At 72.3% G+C, this 16,424-nt stretch carries 18 protein-coding genes; 11 read left to right on the plus strand and 7 right to left on the minus strand.

Annotated features, from left to right (window positions below):
- Window positions 1–26 precede the first annotated feature (26 nt).
- On the minus strand, window positions 27–959 hold the full coding sequence (locus ACIQ5Y_RS06985; RefSeq protein ID WP_403875918.1) for a DMT family transporter: 933 nt from the start codon (window positions 957–959) through the stop codon (window positions 27–29).
- Here ACIQ5Y_RS06985 and ACIQ5Y_RS06990 point away from each other — a divergent pair.
- The 4 genes from ACIQ5Y_RS06990 to ACIQ5Y_RS07005 all read left to right on the plus strand — a co-directional run bounded on the left by ACIQ5Y_RS06990 (window position 958) and on the right by ACIQ5Y_RS07005 (window position 4,254).
- Complete coding sequence (locus tag ACIQ5Y_RS06990) at window positions 958–2,406, plus strand: PLP-dependent aminotransferase family protein (protein WP_403875921.1); 1,449 nt, start codon at window positions 958–960, stop codon at window positions 2,404–2,406. The genes ACIQ5Y_RS06985 and ACIQ5Y_RS06990 overlap by 2 nt on opposite strands.
- Before the next feature lie 31 nt (window positions 2,407–2,437).
- Window positions 2,438–3,013: a histidine phosphatase family protein gene (locus ACIQ5Y_RS06995; protein ID WP_403875924.1), complete on the plus strand. Its 576-nt coding sequence runs from the start codon at window positions 2,438–2,440 to the stop codon at window positions 3,011–3,013.
- Between the two features lie 40 nt (window positions 3,014–3,053).
- The gene (locus ACIQ5Y_RS07000) at window positions 3,054–3,803 is read left to right on the plus strand and encodes an N-acetyltransferase (protein WP_403875926.1); all 750 of its coding nucleotides are present in this window, start codon (window positions 3,054–3,056) and stop codon (window positions 3,801–3,803) included.
- A 70-nt stretch (window positions 3,804–3,873) separates the two neighbouring features.
- Window positions 3,874–4,254, plus strand: a complete 381-nt coding sequence (locus tag ACIQ5Y_RS07005) for a hypothetical protein (protein WP_403875929.1) — start codon at window positions 3,874–3,876, stop codon at window positions 4,252–4,254.
- Between the two features lie 156 nt (window positions 4,255–4,410).
- Here the strand turns inward: ACIQ5Y_RS07005 and ACIQ5Y_RS07010 are convergent, their stop codons facing one another.
- Together ACIQ5Y_RS07010 and ACIQ5Y_RS07015 are read right to left on the minus strand one after the other, a co-directional pair.
- The gene (locus tag ACIQ5Y_RS07010) at window positions 4,411–4,830 is read right to left on the minus strand and encodes a VOC family protein (protein WP_403875932.1); all 420 of its coding nucleotides are present in this window, start codon (window positions 4,828–4,830) and stop codon (window positions 4,411–4,413) included.
- 97 nt (window positions 4,831–4,927) lie between these two features.
- Window positions 4,928–5,326, minus strand: coding sequence for a helix-turn-helix domain-containing protein (locus tag ACIQ5Y_RS07015; RefSeq protein ID WP_403875935.1), 399 nt, complete (start codon window positions 5,324–5,326; stop codon window positions 4,928–4,930).
- Window positions 5,327–5,411: 85 nt separating this feature from the next.
- Here ACIQ5Y_RS07015 and argC point away from each other — a divergent pair, with 85 nt between their 5' ends.
- Genes argC through ACIQ5Y_RS07040 form a run of 5 tightly spaced genes read left to right on the plus strand, consistent with a single transcriptional unit; the run spans window position 5,412 to window position 10,236 of the window.
- Window positions 5,412–6,440, plus strand: coding sequence for an N-acetyl-gamma-glutamyl-phosphate reductase (argC, locus tag ACIQ5Y_RS07020; protein ID WP_403875937.1), 1,029 nt, complete (start codon window positions 5,412–5,414; stop codon window positions 6,438–6,440).
- Complete coding sequence (gene argJ, locus ACIQ5Y_RS07025) at window positions 6,437–7,594, plus strand: bifunctional glutamate N-acetyltransferase/amino-acid acetyltransferase ArgJ (RefSeq protein WP_403875940.1); 1,158 nt, start codon at window positions 6,437–6,439, stop codon at window positions 7,592–7,594. The genes argC and argJ overlap by 4 nt, the downstream gene beginning before the upstream one ends.
- Window positions 7,591–8,499: an acetylglutamate kinase gene (argB, locus tag ACIQ5Y_RS07030; protein WP_403875943.1), complete on the plus strand. Its 909-nt coding sequence runs from the start codon at window positions 7,591–7,593 to the stop codon at window positions 8,497–8,499. The genes argJ and argB overlap by 4 nt, the downstream gene beginning before the upstream one ends.
- Window positions 8,496–9,692: an acetylornithine transaminase gene (locus ACIQ5Y_RS07035; RefSeq protein ID WP_403875946.1), complete on the plus strand. Its 1,197-nt coding sequence runs from the start codon at window positions 8,496–8,498 to the stop codon at window positions 9,690–9,692. Before argB ends, ACIQ5Y_RS07035 begins: the two co-directional genes overlap by 4 nt.
- A gap of 7 nt (window positions 9,693–9,699) precedes the next feature.
- On the plus strand, window positions 9,700–10,236 hold the full coding sequence (locus ACIQ5Y_RS07040) for an arginine repressor (RefSeq protein WP_403875949.1): 537 nt from the start codon (window positions 9,700–9,702) through the stop codon (window positions 10,234–10,236).
- A 30-nt stretch (window positions 10,237–10,266) separates the two neighbouring features.
- On the opposite strand, the gene ACIQ5Y_RS07045 is transcribed toward ACIQ5Y_RS07040, so the two are convergent.
- Genes ACIQ5Y_RS07045 through ACIQ5Y_RS07055 form a run of 3 tightly spaced genes read right to left on the minus strand, consistent with a single transcriptional unit; the run spans window position 10,267 to window position 12,844 of the window.
- Window positions 10,267–10,962: a L,D-transpeptidase gene (locus ACIQ5Y_RS07045; protein ID WP_403876537.1), complete on the minus strand. Its 696-nt coding sequence runs from the start codon at window positions 10,960–10,962 to the stop codon at window positions 10,267–10,269.
- Between the two features lie 6 nt (window positions 10,963–10,968).
- Window positions 10,969–11,550: a pyridoxamine 5'-phosphate oxidase family protein gene (locus ACIQ5Y_RS07050; protein ID WP_403875952.1), complete on the minus strand. Its 582-nt coding sequence runs from the start codon at window positions 11,548–11,550 to the stop codon at window positions 10,969–10,971.
- Window positions 11,551–11,578: 28 nt separating this feature from the next.
- A complete protein-coding gene (locus tag ACIQ5Y_RS07055; RefSeq protein ID WP_403875955.1) occupies window positions 11,579–12,844 on the minus strand; it encodes a HEAT repeat domain-containing protein in 1,266 nt (421 codons plus the stop codon).
- A gap of 160 nt (window positions 12,845–13,004) precedes the next feature.
- Between ACIQ5Y_RS07055 and ACIQ5Y_RS07060 the strand changes: the two genes are divergently transcribed.
- Window positions 13,005–14,207: an argininosuccinate synthase gene (locus tag ACIQ5Y_RS07060; protein WP_403875958.1), complete on the plus strand. Its 1,203-nt coding sequence runs from the start codon at window positions 13,005–13,007 to the stop codon at window positions 14,205–14,207.
- 127 nt (window positions 14,208–14,334) lie between these two features.
- Window positions 14,335–15,762: an argininosuccinate lyase gene (gene argH, locus ACIQ5Y_RS07065; protein ID WP_403875961.1), complete on the plus strand. Its 1,428-nt coding sequence runs from the start codon at window positions 14,335–14,337 to the stop codon at window positions 15,760–15,762.
- 69 nt (window positions 15,763–15,831) lie between these two features.
- Here argH and ACIQ5Y_RS07070 read toward each other — a convergent pair whose 3' ends face one another.
- Entirely contained in the window at window positions 15,832–16,347 is a 516-nt protein-coding gene (locus ACIQ5Y_RS07070) for an HAD domain-containing protein (RefSeq protein WP_403876540.1), read from the minus strand.
- Window positions 16,348–16,424: the final 77 nt, after the last annotated feature.

The raw sequence follows: 16,424 nt of genomic DNA on the forward strand, positions 1-16,424 counted from the left end.
TGCTAGCAGTTTAGGTCGACTCGGGGTCATTTGACCCGCTGGGTCACCGCGATGCAGACCAGGACCGCGCAAGCGGCGGCCGGGGCGGCCGGGGAGAGGTGCTCGCCGAGCAGCGCGACGGACCAGACCAGCGTCAGCAGCGGCTGCGCCAGCTGGAGCTGGCTGGCGCGCGGGGCGCCGATCTCGGCCATGCCGCGGTACCAGACGTACAGCCCGAGGAAGGTGGAGCCCGCCGCGGCCCAGATCAGGCCCGCCAGCCCCTGGCCGGTGAGGTGCACCGGCTCGTACGCGAGACCGAGCGCGGAACCGGCCAGGCTCAGCGGCAGGCACAGCACCAGGGCCCAGCCGATCACCTGCCAGCCCGGCATCAGCCGCGCGAGGCGGCCACCCTCGGTGTACCCGGCGGCGCACACCAGCAGCGCGGCGAACAGGTAGCCGTCGCCGAGCGAGAGGGCGCCCCCGCTCTGCCCCAGAGTGCTGTCACATGCAACGAATGCCAGCACGACCACGGCCCCGGCGACGGCGGCGATCCAGAAGGTGCGCGAGGGGCGGGCGCCGGTGCGCAGCGCCGACAGCGCGGCGGTGGTCAGCGGCAGCAGCCCGACCACGACGGCGGCGTGGGAGGTCGTGGAGGTCTGGAGGGCCAGGGTGGTCAGCATCGGGAAGCCGACCACCACGCCCGCGGCGACGACGGCGAGACCCAGCCGGTGTTCGCGGCGGGGTAGCGGCACGCGCAGGGCGATCAGGAATCCGGCCGCGATGAGGGCCGCGAGCACGCTGCGCAGGGAGACCAGCGACCACGGCCCGAAGCTCCGCAGCCCCCACGCCGTGGCGGGGAAGGTCAGCGAGAAGGCGAGGACACCGAGCGAGGCGAGGATCGTGCCGCGGCTCAGAGATCCGGAGAAGGGGCTCGTGACCGCTATCGTGGTCGGGCGAGTAGCGCTATTGTGTGCTGTCATGTATGAGCGTAGCAGTGTGGCGGAGTTGGCGGATTCGCTGCGGTCCGAACTCAACCGCTACTCGGTAGGTGGAAAGCTCCCGTCGAGCCGGGCCCTGGTCGAGCGCTACCGGGTCAGCCCGGTCACCGTCTCGCGGGCCCTGGCGCAACTCGCCGCCGAGGGCCTGGTCGTCACCCGCCCCGGCTCCGGGGTCTTCCGCGCCCGCCCGCGCACGGCGGTGCCCGCGGCCGGGGACACCTCCTGGCAGGAGGTCGCCCTCAGCGCGGAGGGCGCCGGGGAGATCGTCCCGCGCTCCGTCGACGCCGGCGGGGTCCTCGTCTCGCTGGCCACGCCACCGGCCGGGGTCATCGAGCTCAACGGCGGCTACCTGCACCCCTCCCTCCAGCCCGAGCGGGCCATGGCGGCCGCCCTGGCCCGGGCCGGGCGCCGCCCCGGGGCCTGGGGCCGGCCACCCGTCGAGGGGCTGCCCGAGCTGCGCGACTGGTTCGCCCGGGAGATCGGCGGCGCGGTCGTCGCCGCGGACGTACTGATCACCGCCGGTGGGCAGAGCGCGCTGGCCGCGGCCCTGCGGGCGCTCGCCCCGCCGGGGGCACCGATCCTCGTGGAGTCGCCGACCTACCCCGGGTTGCTGGCCATCGCCCGGGCCTCCGGATGCCGGCCGGTGCCGGTCCCGGTGGACGCGGACGGGGTCCGGCCGGAGCTGCTGGCCGCCGCCTTCGAAGCCACCGGCGCGCGGGTGTTCGTATGCCAGCCGCTGTTCCAGAACCCGACCGGGTCCGTGCTGGCCCCGGAACGGCGGGCCGAGGTGCTGCGCATCGCGCGGGCCGCCGGCGCCTTCGTCGTGGAGGACGACTACGCCCGGTACCTGGCCCACGAGGACCACGGGCCGCTGCCCGTGACCCTGGCCGCCGAGGACGCCGACGGGGTGGTGGTGCACGTCCGGTCCCTGACCAAGGCCACCTCGCCGAGCCTGCGGGTGGGCGCCATCGCGGCCCGCGGCCCGGTCGTGGACCGGCTGCGCGCCATCCAGGTCGTCGACAGCTTCTTCGTGGCCCGGCCGCTCCAGGAGGCCGCGCTGGAGCTCGTGGGCGCCCCCGCCTGGCCCCGCCACCTGCGCGGCGTCGCCGCCGATCTGCGCCACCGCCGGGACGTGCTGGCCGGAGCGCTGCGGCGGGAACTGCCCGGGCTGACGCTGCCGCACCTGCCCTCCGGCGGCTACCAGTTGTGGGTGCGGCCGCCGGGGAGCGGCGACGACACCGCCTTCGCGGCGGAGGCCATGCGCGCGGGGGTCGCGGTGTCGCCGGGGCGCCCGTACTTCTGCGCGGAACCGCCGGGGCCGCACGTCAGGATGAGTTTCGCCGGGGTGTCCGGTCCCGGGGAACTGGTCGAGGCGGTCCGGCGGCTGCACACGGCCCTGCCGCCGTGTGGGGTCGGTCAGGACGCTTGACCCCGTGCGGCGCGGGGCCCACCATCGCCGCATGCATGTTCGGGTTTCGCTCGTTGCCGCAGCCCGTGGTTCCTCGCTGCTCGCCGAGCGCTTCGACGACGACCGCCCCCTCGACGGGCGCGGCTGGCACGCGGTGGCGGACGCCGCGCCCGGACTCGCCCGGCTGGGCGCGGCCGAGCTGCGCTACTGCTCGCCGACCCCGCGCAGCCGGGCCACCGGCCAGGCCCTCGGCTACGCCCCGCTCGCGCAGCCCGCGTTGCGCGAGTGCGACATGGGCCGCTGGCGGGGGCTGACCCTGGCCGAGGTGACCGCCCACGAACCGGGCGCGGTGGACCTGTGGCTCACCGACCCGCGGGCGGCGCCGCACGGCGGGGAGTCCCTGCTCGCGTTCATCTCCCGGATCGGCGGCTGGCTCGACACCCGGCCGGCGGACGACGGGGGCGCGATCGTGGCGGTGGCGGAACCCTCGGTGGTCCGGGCGGCCCTGGTCTACGCGCTGAAGGCGCCCCCGCTGACGTACTGGAACGTGGACGTCCGCCCGCTGTCCACGATGACCCTCACGGGCTGGTCCGGGCGCTGGCACCTCTCGCTCCAGGCCCCGGCGTAATGCGGTTGAGCCGCTCGGGAGGGCGGTCTAGCCTGCCCGGATGAGCACCATCGAGATCACCACCCTGGCGGAGCGCCCCGAACTCGCGGGTCGGCTCTGGGACATGAAGGACTCCTGGCCCGAGTTCGCCCAGCACGACGCGCTGGCCTGGCTGCTGTATCCGCGGATGGTCGCCGAATTCGCCGAGTACGTCCTGATCGCCACCGACGGCGACACCGTGGTCGCCCGGGGCTTCAGCCTGCCGTTCGCGCAGCACGCGCCGGGCCGCGACGGGGTGCTGCCCGCCCAGGGCTGGGACCGCATCCTGATGTGGGCCTTCTCCGACCGGCGGCGCGGGGTCGAGCCCGACACCGTGAGTGCGATCGAGATCAGCGTGGCCACCGACCGGCAGGGCGAGGGCCTGTCCGGCCGGATGCTCGCCGCCATGCGGGAGAACGCCCGCGCCCGGGGCTTCGTCGAGGCGGTGGCTCCCGTCCGGCCGAGCGGGAAGCCCGCCGAGCCGGACACCTCGATCCACGAGTACGCGTACCGGACGCGTGAGGACGGGCTGCCGTACGACCCCTGGCTGCGCGTCCACGTCCGCGCGGGCGGGGTCGTCGACTCGGTGGCCCCGCTGTCGATGACGATCAACGGCTCGCTCGACCAGTGGCGCGAGTGGACCGGCCTGCCCTTCGACGAGCCGGGCCCGGTCCAGGTCCCCGGCGCCCTCGCCCCGGTCCACTGCGTCCCGGAGCAGGGCTACGCGGTCTACGTGGAACCGAACGTCTGGGTGCGGCACCCGCTCGTGTAGCCCGACACGGGGTGCGGTAGCTTGAACGTGTTCAAGTCGCCGGATCCGGGGGTGGGTCATGCAGGCCGCTGTGGGAGCGCGTGTTCATCCGTGGCAGTTCGGCCTCGTGCTGTGCGCCGCGCTCACCCCGCTGCCGGTGCTGATCGTGTGGTTCGCGGATTCCGGGATCCTCGCCCTGGGCCTCGCGACCGCCGCGGTGGTCGCCGTGCCGTCGTTCCTGTACGCCCGGCCGTCCGCCTTCGTCTACGTCACGGGCACCATCGTGGCGTGCCTGGTGCTGTGGTCGTTCGTCGGCGCCATGGCGGGGATGTTCCTCTTCTTCCCCTCGGCGCTGCAACTCCTGCTGGCCACCGGGGCGGACCCGCGGGAACGCCCGGCCGCGGCCAAGGTGATGGCCGGTGCCGGGCTCCTGCTGTCGGCGGCGGTCCTGGCCTACGGCTTCACCGCCTAGTGCTCTGACGGAAAGGTTTGCCGGTTCACGGCGTCCGGTGCGGTGCATCGCAAGGCGGAGGGCCACGGCTCGTACTGGACGTACTCGCGTGGCCCGACAACGCGGCGAGGTGCCGTGCCGGGCGTCGTGAGGCGGTGAACCTTTCCGGTCAGAGCACTAGCGGGTGCGCGGCTGGTTGAAGCGGAGCATGTTGCCCGCCGGGTCGCGGAAGGCGCAGTCGCGGACGCCGTAGGGCTGGTCGACCGGCTCCTGGAGGACCTCGCCGCCCGCCGCACGGATCTTCTCGAAGGTGGCGTCCACGTCGTCCGTCTGGAAGATCACTCCGCGCAGCAGGCCCTTGGCCAGCAGTTCCGCCATCGCCTGCCGGTCGGTGGGTGAGGCGTTGGGGTCGGCGAGCGGCGGTTCGAGGACGATCTCCACGTCCGGCTGCTCGGGCGAGCCGACGGTCACCCAGCGCATCCCCTCGAAGCCGACGTCGTTGCGGACCTCCATGCCGAGGACGTCGCGGTAGAAGGCGAGCGCCTTGTCGTGGTCGTCGACGGCGATGAAGCACTGCGAGAGCTTGATGCTGTTCATGGCTTCGAACCTACGAGACGGCGCCGGAATCCGCTTCTCCGATCCTGACCGGTCCGCGCCGGGCCGGTCGCCACCGGGCCCGTCTGCCCCGGGCTGGTCAGCCGTTCCGCACCGGACGCGTGTGGATCTTGGCCACGCACGCCGGGATCGTCGCGCCCGCCCCGTGCTCGCGCGCCCGGTACGCGCTCGGGCTCTCGCCGACCAGTTCGGTGAAGCGCGAGCTGAACGAGCCCAGCGACGTACAGCCGACCGCGAAGCAGACCTCCGTCACGCTCAGGTCGCCCCGGCGCAACAGAGCCTTGGCCCGCTCGACACGGCGGGTCATAAGGTAGCTGTAAGGCGTCTCGCCGTAGGCGGCGCGGAAGCTGCGCGAGAAGTGCCCGGCCGACATCAAGGCGACTCTGGCCAGTGCCGGGACGTCCAGAGGCTCTGCGTAGTCCCGGTCCATCGTGTCTCGCGCGCGGCGCAGCCGTACCAGGTCCTCAAGGGATGTCACGCTCCTCAGGATCGCATGCGACGGAAAGATCTTTGCATAAACGTGCGGCGATACGTATAGTCATGCCATCGATGAGGAGGGTCCGATGGTGGTACGTGTAGCGGTGGCCGGAGCGAGTGGATACGCGGGCGGTGAGGTCCTGCGCCTGCTCCTGGGCCACCCCGAGGTCGAGATCGGCGCCCTGACCGGCCACTCCAACGCGGGCGAGCTCTTCGGCAACCTGCAGCCGCACCTCGGTCCGCTCGCCGGTCGGACCCTGGAGGCGACCACCCCCGAGGTGCTCGCCGGCCACGATGTCGTCTTCCTCGCGCTCCCGCACGGCCAGTCCGCCGCCGTCGCCGCCCAGCTCGGCGACGAGGTCCTCGTCATCGACATGGGCGCCGACCACCGGCTCAAGGACTCGGCCGACTGGGACAAGTTCTACGGCGGCACGCACGCCGGGACCTGGCCCTACGGCCTGCCCGAGCTGCCGGGCGCCCGCGCCGCCCTCACCGGCGCCAAGCGCGTCGCCGTACCCGGCTGCTTCCCCACCGCGGTCTCCCTCGCGCTGTTCCCCGCCTACCAGGCGCGCCTCGCCGAGCCCGAGGCCGTGATCGTCGCCGCCACCGGCACCTCCGGCGCGGGCAAGGCCCTCAAGACGAACCTCCTCGGCTCCGAGGTCATGGGCACGGTCACCCCGTACGGGGTCGGCGGCGCCCACCGCCACACCCCCGAGATGGTGCAGAACCTGACCCCGCTCGCCGGGGAACGGGTCTCCGTCTCCTTCACCCCCAACCTCGTCCCCATGGCGCGCGGAATCCTCGCGACCTGCTCCGCCAAGGCCCTCCCCGGCACCACCGCGGAGTCACTCCGTGCCGCCTACGAGAAGGCCTACGCGGACGAGCCCTTCGTCCAGCTGCTCCCCGAGGGCCGGTGGCCCACCACCAAGTCCGTCCAGGGTTCGAACGCCGTCCACGTGCAGGTCGCGTACGACGAGTCCGCCGGCCGCATCATCGCGATCAGCGCCATCGACAACCTGACCAAGGGGACCGCCGGCGGCGCGGTACAGAGCATGAACATCGCCCTCGGGCTCCACGAGAGCCTGGGTCTTTCCACGATCGGAGTGGCACCGTGAGCGTCACGGCAGCACAGGGATTCACGGCGGCGGGCATCGCCGCCGGGATCAAGGCGAACGGCAACCCGGACCTGGCCCTCGTGGTCAACAACGGACCGCGGCTGGCCGCGGCGGGCGTCTTCACCTCCAACCGCGTCAAGGCCGCGCCCGTGCACTGGTCCGAGCAGGTCCTGCGCGGCGGCACCGTCTCCGCGGTCGTCCTGAACTCCGGCGGCGCCAACGCCTGCACCGGCCCCAAGGGCTTCCAGGACACCCACGCCACCGCCGAGAAGGTCGCCGAGACGCTCGGCGGGGACGTCAACGCGGGTGAGGTCGCCGTCGCCTCCACCGGGCTGATCGGCGTCCTGCTCCCCATGGACAAGCTGCTCCCCGGCGTCGAGACCGCCGCGGCCGCCCTGTCCGCGGACGGCGGCGAGGCCGCGGCCATCGCCATCAAGACCACCGACACCGTGCACAAGACGGCCACCGCCTCACAGGGCGGCTGGACCGTCGGCGGCATGGCCAAGGGCGCGGGCATGCTCGCCCCGGGCCTGGCCACCATGCTCGTCGTCCTCACGACCGACGCCGACCTGGACAGCGCCACCCTCGACCGGGCCCTGCGCGCCGCCACCCGCACCACCTTCGACCGGGTCGACTCCGACGGCTGCATGTCCACCAACGACACCGTGCTGCTGCTCGCCTCCGGCGCGTCCGGCGAGGTCCCGGCGTACGAGGAGTTCGCGGAGGCCGTACGGACCGTCTGCGACGACCTGGCCCGCCAGCTGATCGGCGACGCCGAGGGCGCCAGCAAGGACATCCGCATCGAGGTCATCGGCGCGGCCAGCGAGGACGACGCGGTCGAGGTCGGCCGCTCCATCGCCCGCAACAACCTGCTCAAGTGCGCCATCCACGGCGAGGACCCGAACTGGGGCCGGGTGCTCTCCGCCATCGGCACCACCAAGGCCGCGTTCGACCCGGACCGGCTGAACGTCGCCATCAACGACGTCTGGGTCTGCAAGAACGGCTCGGTCGGCGAGGACCGCGATCTGGTCAGCATGAAGGACCGCGAGGTCCGCATCACCGCGGACCTGTCCACCGGCTCCGAGTCCGCGGTCATCTGGGCCAACGACCTGACCGCCGACTACGTCCACGAGAACTCGGCGTACTCGTCATGAGCACGGCACGCAAGCACACGGCACTGCCCAAGGCGGAGATTTTGATCGAGGCCCTGCCGTGGCTCACCCGGCACAACGGCAAGATCGTCGTCATCAAGTTCGGCGGCAACGCCATGATCGACGAGGAGCTCAAGGCGGCCTTCGCCCAGGACGTGGTCTTCCTGCGGCAGGCCGGCCTCAAGCCCGTCGTGGTGCACGGCGGCGGCCCCCAGATCAACGCCCAGCTCGACAAGGAAGGCCTGGTCAGCGAGTTCAAGGCCGGCCTGCGCGTCACCACGCCCGATGCCATGGACGTCGTACGGATGGTCCTGGCGGGCCGGGTCCAGCGCGAGCTGGTCGGGCTGCTCAACCAGCACGGACCGCTCGCCGTCGGCCTGACCGGCGAGGACGCGCACACCATCACCGCCACCAAGCACAGCCCCGAGATCGACGGCGAGCTCGTCGACATCGGGCGGGTCGGCGAGATCACCGCCATAGACACGGGCGCGATCGAGGCGCTGCTGGCGGACGGCCGGATCCCGGTCATCTCCTCCATCGCGCGCAGCGCCGACGACCACCACGTGTACAACGTGAACGCCGACACGGCCGCCGCGGCGCTCGCCGCCGCACTCGGCGCCGAGACGCTGATGGTCCTCACCGACGTCGAGGGCCTCTACGCGGACTGGCCCAACAGCGACGAGGTCATCAGCCGACTCACCGTCAGCGAGCTGGAGAAGCTGCTGCCCGAGCTGTCCAGCGGCATGGTGCCCAAGATGGAGGGCTGCCTGCACGCGGTGCGCGGCGGAGTCGGCACCGCCCGCGTGATCGACGGGCGGGTCCAGCACTCGATCCTGCTGGAGATCTTCACGGACGAGGGAATCGGCACGATGGTCGTGCCGGACGGACGGCAAGGGGGAGCACAGTGACCGGCAACGAGGACTACCGGACCCGCTGGCAGGGTGCGCTGACCAACAACTACGGAACCCCCGCGCTGGCCCTCGTGCGCGGTGAGGGCGCCCAGGTGTGGGACGCGGACGGCAAGCAGTACACCGACTTCGTCGGCGGCATCGCGGTCAACGCCCTCGGCCACGCCCACCCGGCGATCGTCGAGGCCGTCACCACGCAGATCCAGAGCCTGGGGCACGTCTCCAACCTCTTCGCCTCAGAGCCGGTCATCGCGCTCGGCGAGCGCCTGCTCCAGCTCTTCGGCCGCCCCGGCAAGGTGTTCTTCTGCAACTCCGGTGCAGAGGCGGTCGAAGCGGCCTTCAAGATCGGCCGACTGACCGGGCGGACCCACATGGTCGCCACCGACGGCGGCTTCCACGGCAGGACCATGGGCGCCCTCGCGCTCACCGGCCAGCCGAAGAAGCAGGAGCCCTTCCTGCCGCTGCCGGGCGACGTCACGCACGTCCCGTACGGAGACGTCGACGCCCTGCGGGCCGCCGTCACCGAGGAGACCGCGATCGTCGTCATCGAGCCGATCCAGGGCGAGAACGGCGTCGTCGTGCCGCCCGCCGGCTACCTGACGGCCGCCCGGGAGATCACCCGGGCCACCGGCACCCTGCTCGTGCTCGACGAGGTGCAGACCGGCATCGGCCGCTGCGGCCAGTGGTTCGAGCACCAGGCCCACGAGGGCGTGGAGCCCGACCTCGTCACCCTCGCCAAGGGTCTCGGTGGCGGCCTGCCGATCGGCGCCGTCGCGGCCTTCGGCGCCGCCGCAGACCTGCTCCAGCCCGGTCAGCACGGCACCACCTTCGGCGGCAACCCGGTCGCCTGCGCGGCCGGCCTCGCGGTGATCGACACCATCGCGGGCGACGGGCTGCTGGACCGGGTCAAGGAGCGGGGCGAGAGGCTGCGTTCCGGAATCGAATCCTCCGGGCACCCGCTCGTCTCCCACGTCCGCGGCTCCGGGCTTCTGCTGGGTATCGTGCTGACCGAGCCGCTCGCACCCCGGGTGCAGCAGGCGGCTCAGGACGCCGGCTTCCTGGTCAACGCGCCCGCCCCCGACGTCGTACGGCTCATGCCGCCGTTCGTACTCACCGAGGCCGAGGTGGACGCGTTCCTCCGGGCACTGCCCGGCATCCTCGACGCAGCCCATGGGGACGGATCCGGAGAATGAGACGACGATGAGTCAGCCGCAGGACAACGAGCACGGCGGCCCGGCCGTCCCGCAGACCCGCACCGCCCGCCACCGCCGGATCGTGGACATCCTCAACCGGCAGCCGGTCCGCTCCCAGAGCCAACTGGCCAAACTGCTCGCCGACGACGGGCTGAGCGTCACCCAGGCGACGCTCTCCCGCGACCTCGACGAGCTGGGCGCGGTGAAGATCCGCAACACCGGTGGCGAGCTGATCTACGCGGTGCCCAGCGAGGGCGGTTTCCGCACCCCGCAGGCACCGCTGGGAGAGTCGGCGAAGGAGGAGCGCATGCGGCGCCTCTCCGGGGAACTGCTGATCTCGGCGGAGGCCTCCGCCAACCTCGTGGTCCTGCGCACCCCGCCGGGCGCGGCCCAGTTCCTCGCCTCGGCGATCGACCAGGCCGAACTGCGCGCGATCCTCGGCACGATCGCGGGCGACGACACCCTGATGCTGATCAGCCGCGACCCGGAGGGCGGCCAGGCGCTCGCCGACCACCTCCTGCGGCTGGCCCAGAAGGAGAGCTGACCCGGGGCCCTTCAGCCCGGTGCCCGGTACCTAGTACCGGGTCACGGCCAGGGCCCCCGACGCGGTGCCGATCGCGATGTGCGGTCGGCGCCGCGGGTCCGCCCAGCGCAGGATCTCCCGCATCGCCCGCTCCGGTACGGACACGCAACCGGCCGTCGCGCCCTTGCCGTTGACGTGCAGGAAGATGCCCGCGCCCCGGCCGCGCACCGGTTCGTCGTAGTTGAAGGCGATGAGCAGCGCGTGCGCGTACTGCTTCTCGTACGTCACCAGGTGCTCGGCCTCGCCCGGAGCGCAGTCCGCGGGCAGCGGCTCCACCCAGCGGTTGTAGGCGGTGGAGGCGTTGTCCTGGCACCACCACGAACGGTCCGTCACCCGCCGGTACCGGTAGGCCGTGCCGGCCGGCGCGCGGCGGATCCCGAAGGCGTACGGAAGCTCGTAGAGCCCCGCCGGCGTGGTGTTGGTGCCCTGAGTGCGGGTCGCACCCTCGGCCAGGCCGTTCGCCCCGAACCGGGCGGGCGCGCTCCCGGCCTCGAACCAGAGCCCCGCCCGCCGGTCCCACCAGGTGAGCCGCCCGGTCGTGGAGCCGGCGGCGGGCGCGACGGCGGTGATCAGCTGACTCCCGCCACCGGTCGCCGCGAGCCGGGCGGGCAGCGGGGCCTGGCCCGGAAGGCCTTGGGGGAGCAGGGCCGTGACGATCAGTGAGCCCGTGACGAGAGCGGTACGCAGCACATCTCAGACGGTACGGGGCGGAAGGGGGAGGGGGAGCGCAGGCAGGCCGTCGAGGCTCGTCCCGATGAATTCCTTCTTCTCGCAGTACTCGTTGAACTCCTCGTCCGTCTTGCGGCCGAAGTACTCCGCGTGCAGGGTGCGCTCGCCCTGGTACTCCATGAAGGGGATGGCGTACCCGCACACGTCGGCGATCCGGCGGGCGTGGACCAGGATGACCGCACGGGCGGCGGGACCGTCGGCGTCGCCGAACAGGGCGACCAGTTCCTCCCAGCGCGGGTCGTCGCGGAAGACCGCCTCGCCCTCGCCGTGGATGCGCACGATGTTCGGCGGCCCGGAGAACGCGCACCACATCAGGGTGATCCGGCCGTTCTCGCGGACGTGGGCGATGGTCTCGGCGCCGCTGCCGCCGAAGTCGAGGTAGGCGAGGGTCTGGTCGTCGATGACGACGAGGGTTCCGGCGCGACCCTTGGGAGACAGGTTGATGTGCCCGTCACCGGAGAGCGGGGCGGTCGCCGTGAAGAAGATCGGCTGCTCTTCGATGAACTTGCGCAGCCGGCCGTCTATGCGTTCGTGGAGTTTTCCCATGATCCTGATTATCGGCCAGGGATCCCCGTCAGTTCCATGTCCTTACGGTGTCCTCGGCCAGCAGGCGCAGACCGGGATCCCGCACGTCCAGCAGGGTGACGGCCGCCCGCAGCGCGGCGGTGCCGCCCTGGTCCCGGAGCAGGTGGAAGGCGGCCCGGCGGGTGTGCGTCGGACGGTCGGGGGCGACCCGCGCCGTCAGCCAGTCGGCGGGCAGCGGCCCCGCCGTGGCGCGCAGGCTCCGGCAGACCTCGCGGGCCACGGCCGGCGAGGGGTCGTCGAGCAGCGGCCGCAGCAGCTGCTCGTCGTCGGCGTCCAGCAGGCGCAGCCCGGCGACGGCGGCGGCCCGCACCGGGCCGCCGGGATGCCCCAGCAGGGCGCGCAGCAACGGGCCGTCCTCGCGCCGGGCGCACTCGGCGAAGCCGCTCACCGCGTACGGGGTGACCCGGGCCGGGTCCGTGACCAGCTCGCGGTAGCTCGCGTACGGGTCGCCGCCGTCCTGACGGACCGCCCAGCGGGCGCAGGCCCGGACCAGCCCCGAGCGGTCGGTGAGGTGCTCCCCGGCCTCGGCGGCCCGGCCGGCTCGGCGCAGGGCGGTGACCCCGGTGGCGCGGACCATCGGGATGTGGGCGCCGAGCAGGAAGTCGACGGCCTGGTCGTCCGGCCCGTCGGCGGCCATGGCGGCGAGCGCGGCGTCCGCCCACATCCGGGCGGTCGGCGGATCCAGCTCGGCGGAGGCGAGCCGGGCGAGTTCCCGTGCGCCGAAATCGCCGCTCTCCAGCGACAGACGCGCGGCGAACCGCCGGGTCGGCAGGTCGGCGCTCTCGCGCAGCTCGGCCCGCAGCCGGTCGCCGCGCAGCGCCGCGGGCAGCAGCTCCAGGGCCCAGGCGCCGTGCTCGCGGCGGCCCAGCCGCAGCAGGAGCGGGGTGAGGCGGAGCACGGTTCCCGCGGGGTCGGCGTCCAGCACCGCGTGCAGCACGCGCCGGGCCTGTTTCCGTACGGCGGGAACCCAGTCGGTGCAGCGGATCGCGACGAGTTCGAGCGCCGGCTCCGGCGACCGGAGCGCGCCTTCGCGGACGTAGCCGTCCGGATGGCACAGCGCCACCACGTCCTGGCCGATGTAGGAGGTGCCGTACCGGAACCGGTGGATGTCGCGTACTGCCTGGTCGAAGGTGATCCACGTTTCGGCCGCGCCCTCGGGGAGCGGGACCGGAGTGTGGCCGGGGTGCCCGCCGTCCATCAGGCGCGCCGCGCTCTCGCGCCCCGCCCGCATCGCCCGTTCCCGCCTTGCGCTCATGCGTACTCCCCCTGTTGTCCTTAACGTCGAGGGTAGTGAGGGGAGTGGCCATGGCACCTCCGATATTTCTGCTGGTCAGAGCAGACGGCGAGGCTCGATTGACGAAACATACGGAGTAATGCATAGTTATGCCTATTGGATGCACCGTAAGGAGAAACCCGTGACCGAGCGCGTCGTACTCGCCTACTCGGGCGGTCTGGACACCTCCGTCGCCATCGGCTGGATCGCCGAGGAGACGGGCGCCGAGGTCATCGCCGTTGCCGTTGACGTCGGCCAGGGCGGCGAGGACCTGGACGTCATCCGCAAGCGCGCGCTCGCCTGCGGTGCCGTCGAGGCCGAGGTCGCGGACGCCAAGGACGAATTCGCCGACGAGTACTGCCTCCCGGCGATCAAGGCGAACGCCCTCTACATGGACCGCTACCCGCTGGTCTCCGCCCTCTCCCGGCCGACCATCGTCAAGCACCTCGTCGCCGCCGCCGCCAAGCACGGCGCCTCGATCGTCGCCCACGGCTGCACCGGCAAGGGCAACGACCAGGTCCGCTTCGAGGCCGGCATCCAGGCCCTCGGCCCGCACCTCAAGTGCATCGCCCCGGTCCGCGACTACGCGATGACCCGCGACAAGGCCATCGCCTTCGCCGAGAAGGCGAACCTGCCGATCGCGACCACCAAGAAGTCCCCCTACTCCATCGACCAGAACGTCTTCGGGCGCGCGGTCGAGACGGGCTTCCTGGAGGACATCTGGAACGCCCCGATCGAGGACATCTACGAGTACACCTCGAACCCGGCCACCCCGCGCGAGGCCGACGAGGTCGTCATCTCCTTCAAGGAGGGCGTCCCGGTCGCCATCGACGGCAAGCCCGTCACCGTGCTCCAGGCCATCCAGCAGCTCAACGAGCGCGCCGGCGCCCAGGGCATCGGCCGGATCGACATGGTCGAGGACCGCCTCGTCGGCATCAAGTCCCGCGAGGTCTACGAGGCCCCGGGTGCCATCGCGCTGATCGCCGCCCACTCCGAGCTGGAGAGCGTCACCGTCGAGCGCGAGCTGGCCCGCTACAAGCGGCAGGTCGAGCAGCGCTGGAGCGAGCTCGTCTACGACGGCCTGTGGTTCTCCCCGCTCAAGCGCGCCCTGGACGGCTTCATCAACGAGGCCAACCGGCACGTCACCGGTGACATCCGGATGACGCTGCACGGCGGCCGCGCCGTGGTGACCGGCCGGAAGTCCGAGGAGTCGCTGTACGACTTCAACCTGGCGACCTACGACTCGGGCGACACCTTCGACCAGTCCAAGGCCCAGGGCTTCATCGACATCTTCGCCCTCTCGGCGAAGATCGCCGCGAAGCGTGATCTGGCAGGCGGAGCCTGACGCCGACCTCGGCTGACCTTCCCAGCAGTACCTGACCGCCTCCCCGTTACCTCCGCGGCGGGGAGGCGGTTGCACGTCCGAAGTCCTGAACGCGGTCAAAGCCATGCAGTCTTGAGGAGCAGTATCTGTGAGCAGCAACAACGGTGACGTCCGGCTCTGGGGCGGCCGGTTCGCCGACGGCCCCGCCGAGGCCCTCGCGAAGCTGTCCGCGTCGGTCCACTTCGACTGGCGCCTCGCGCCCTACGACATCGCCGGATCCCGCGCCCACGCCCGCGTGCTCCACAAGGCGGGGCTGCTCACGGCCGACGAACTCGACCGCATGATCGCCGGGCTGGACCAGCTCGAAGCCGATGTCGCCGACGGCTCCTTCACCGGCACCATCGCCGACGAGGACGTGCACACCGCGCTGGAGCGCGGCCTGCTGGAGCGGCTCGGCGCCGACCTCGGCGGCAAGCTTCGGGCCGGCCGGTCCCGCAACGACCAGGTGGCCACCCTCTTCCGGATGTACCTGCGCGACCACGCCCGGATCATCGGCGGCCTGATCGCCGACCTCCAGGACGCGCTGGTCGGCCTCGCCGAGACCCACGCGGACGTGGCGATGCCGGGCCGCACACACCTCCAGCACGCGCAGCCGGTGCTCTTCGCCCACCACGTGCTCGCCCACGTGCAGTCCCTGTCCCGGGACGCGGAGCGGCTGCGCCAGTGGGACACCCGGACCGCGGTCTCCCCGTACGGCTCGGGCGCCCTGGCCGGCTCCTCCCTCGGCCTGGACCCGGAGGCGGTCGCCGCGGACCTGGGCTTCGAGCGGGGCTCGGTCGGCAACTCCATCGACGGCACGGCCTCGCGCGACTTCGTCGCCGAGTTCGCCTTCGTCACCGCGATGATCGGGATCAACCTCTCCCGGATCGCGGAGGAGATCATCATCTGGAACACGAAGGAGTTCTCCTTCGTGACCCTGCACGACGCCTTCTCCACCGGGTCGTCGATCATGCCGCAGAAGAAGAACCCGGACATCGCCGAGCTGGCGCGCGGCAAGTCGGGCCGGCTCATCGGCAACCTGACGGGTCTCCTCGCGACCCTCAAGGCGCTGCCCCTGGCCTACAACCGCGACCTCCAGGAGGACAAGGAGCCGGTCTTCGACTCCTGCGACACCCTCGAGGTCCTGCTCCCCGCCTTCACCGGCATGATGGCCACCCTCACGGTCAACCGGGAGCGGATGGAGGAGCTGGCCCCGGCGGGCTTCTCGCTCGCCACCGACATCGCGGAGTGGCTGGTCAAGCAGGGCGTCCCGTTCCGGGTGGCGCACGAGGTGGCCGGCGAGTGCGTCAAGGAGTGCGAGGGGCTCGGCATCGAGCTGGACCAGCTCACCGACGAGCAGTTCGCGAAGATCTCGGAGCACCTGACCCCCGAGGTCCGCAGCGTCCTCAACGTCCCCGGCGCCCTCGCGTCCCGCAACGGCCGCGGCGGCACCGCCCCGTCCGCCGTCGCCCTCCAGCTCACCGAGCTGAAGGCGGACCTGGTCATCCAGCACGCCTGGTCGGCCCACAAGCAGTAGCGGCACGACGTGCCCGGAGGGGCGGCGGAGCCGGGTGGCTCCGCCGCCCCTCCGGCGTTCCCGCGACCGCTAGCAACCCTCCGCCCACTCCGCCAGAGCGTCGAAGTCGGGGCGCGTCAGTCCGATCCGCTCGTCGATCCGCATGAGCAGTGCCCGCGCCGGGTGGCGCTGGTCGACGTACTCGTGGTCCATGGCCGTGATGTCGTCGTCGATCCACGCGAACGGGCGGGTGCCCGCGTACTCCAGGACGTACTGCGTCTTCCAGAAGGTGCCGCGCGGCGCCCGGCCGTGCATCACCGGCCAGTCGATGTACGGGAGCCTCGGCAGGCCCAGGTGCGGGCCTATCCAGTCGTTCGCCTCGTCCTTCCACGTGGTGGCCCAGACCAGCTCGTACGAGTCCGCGAGCGCGAGCAGCTCGGCTCCGTGGGCGTGGTTGAGCCAGACCCGCAGGGGCTTCGCGCTCTCGGCCCCGGTCCAGCCCGTGGGGCGCATCCGGTGGGTGCGGTAGCCCTCGGGGCGGCGCTGGGGCTTGGCCGCGTACGGGTTCAGCGGCCCGTCGACGTCGATCAGCAGGAGCGGCTTCAACGGCTTCATGTGCGGCATCCTTCCGTTCCGGCTGCCCCGGGGCAGCCTGATTTTTCCTCGGAATGAGACATGGGCGT

The organism is Streptomyces sp. NPDC096339, assembly GCF_044762985.1.
In the GTDB taxonomy this organism is placed as follows: Bacteria; Actinomycetota; Actinomycetes; order Streptomycetales; family Streptomycetaceae; genus Streptomyces.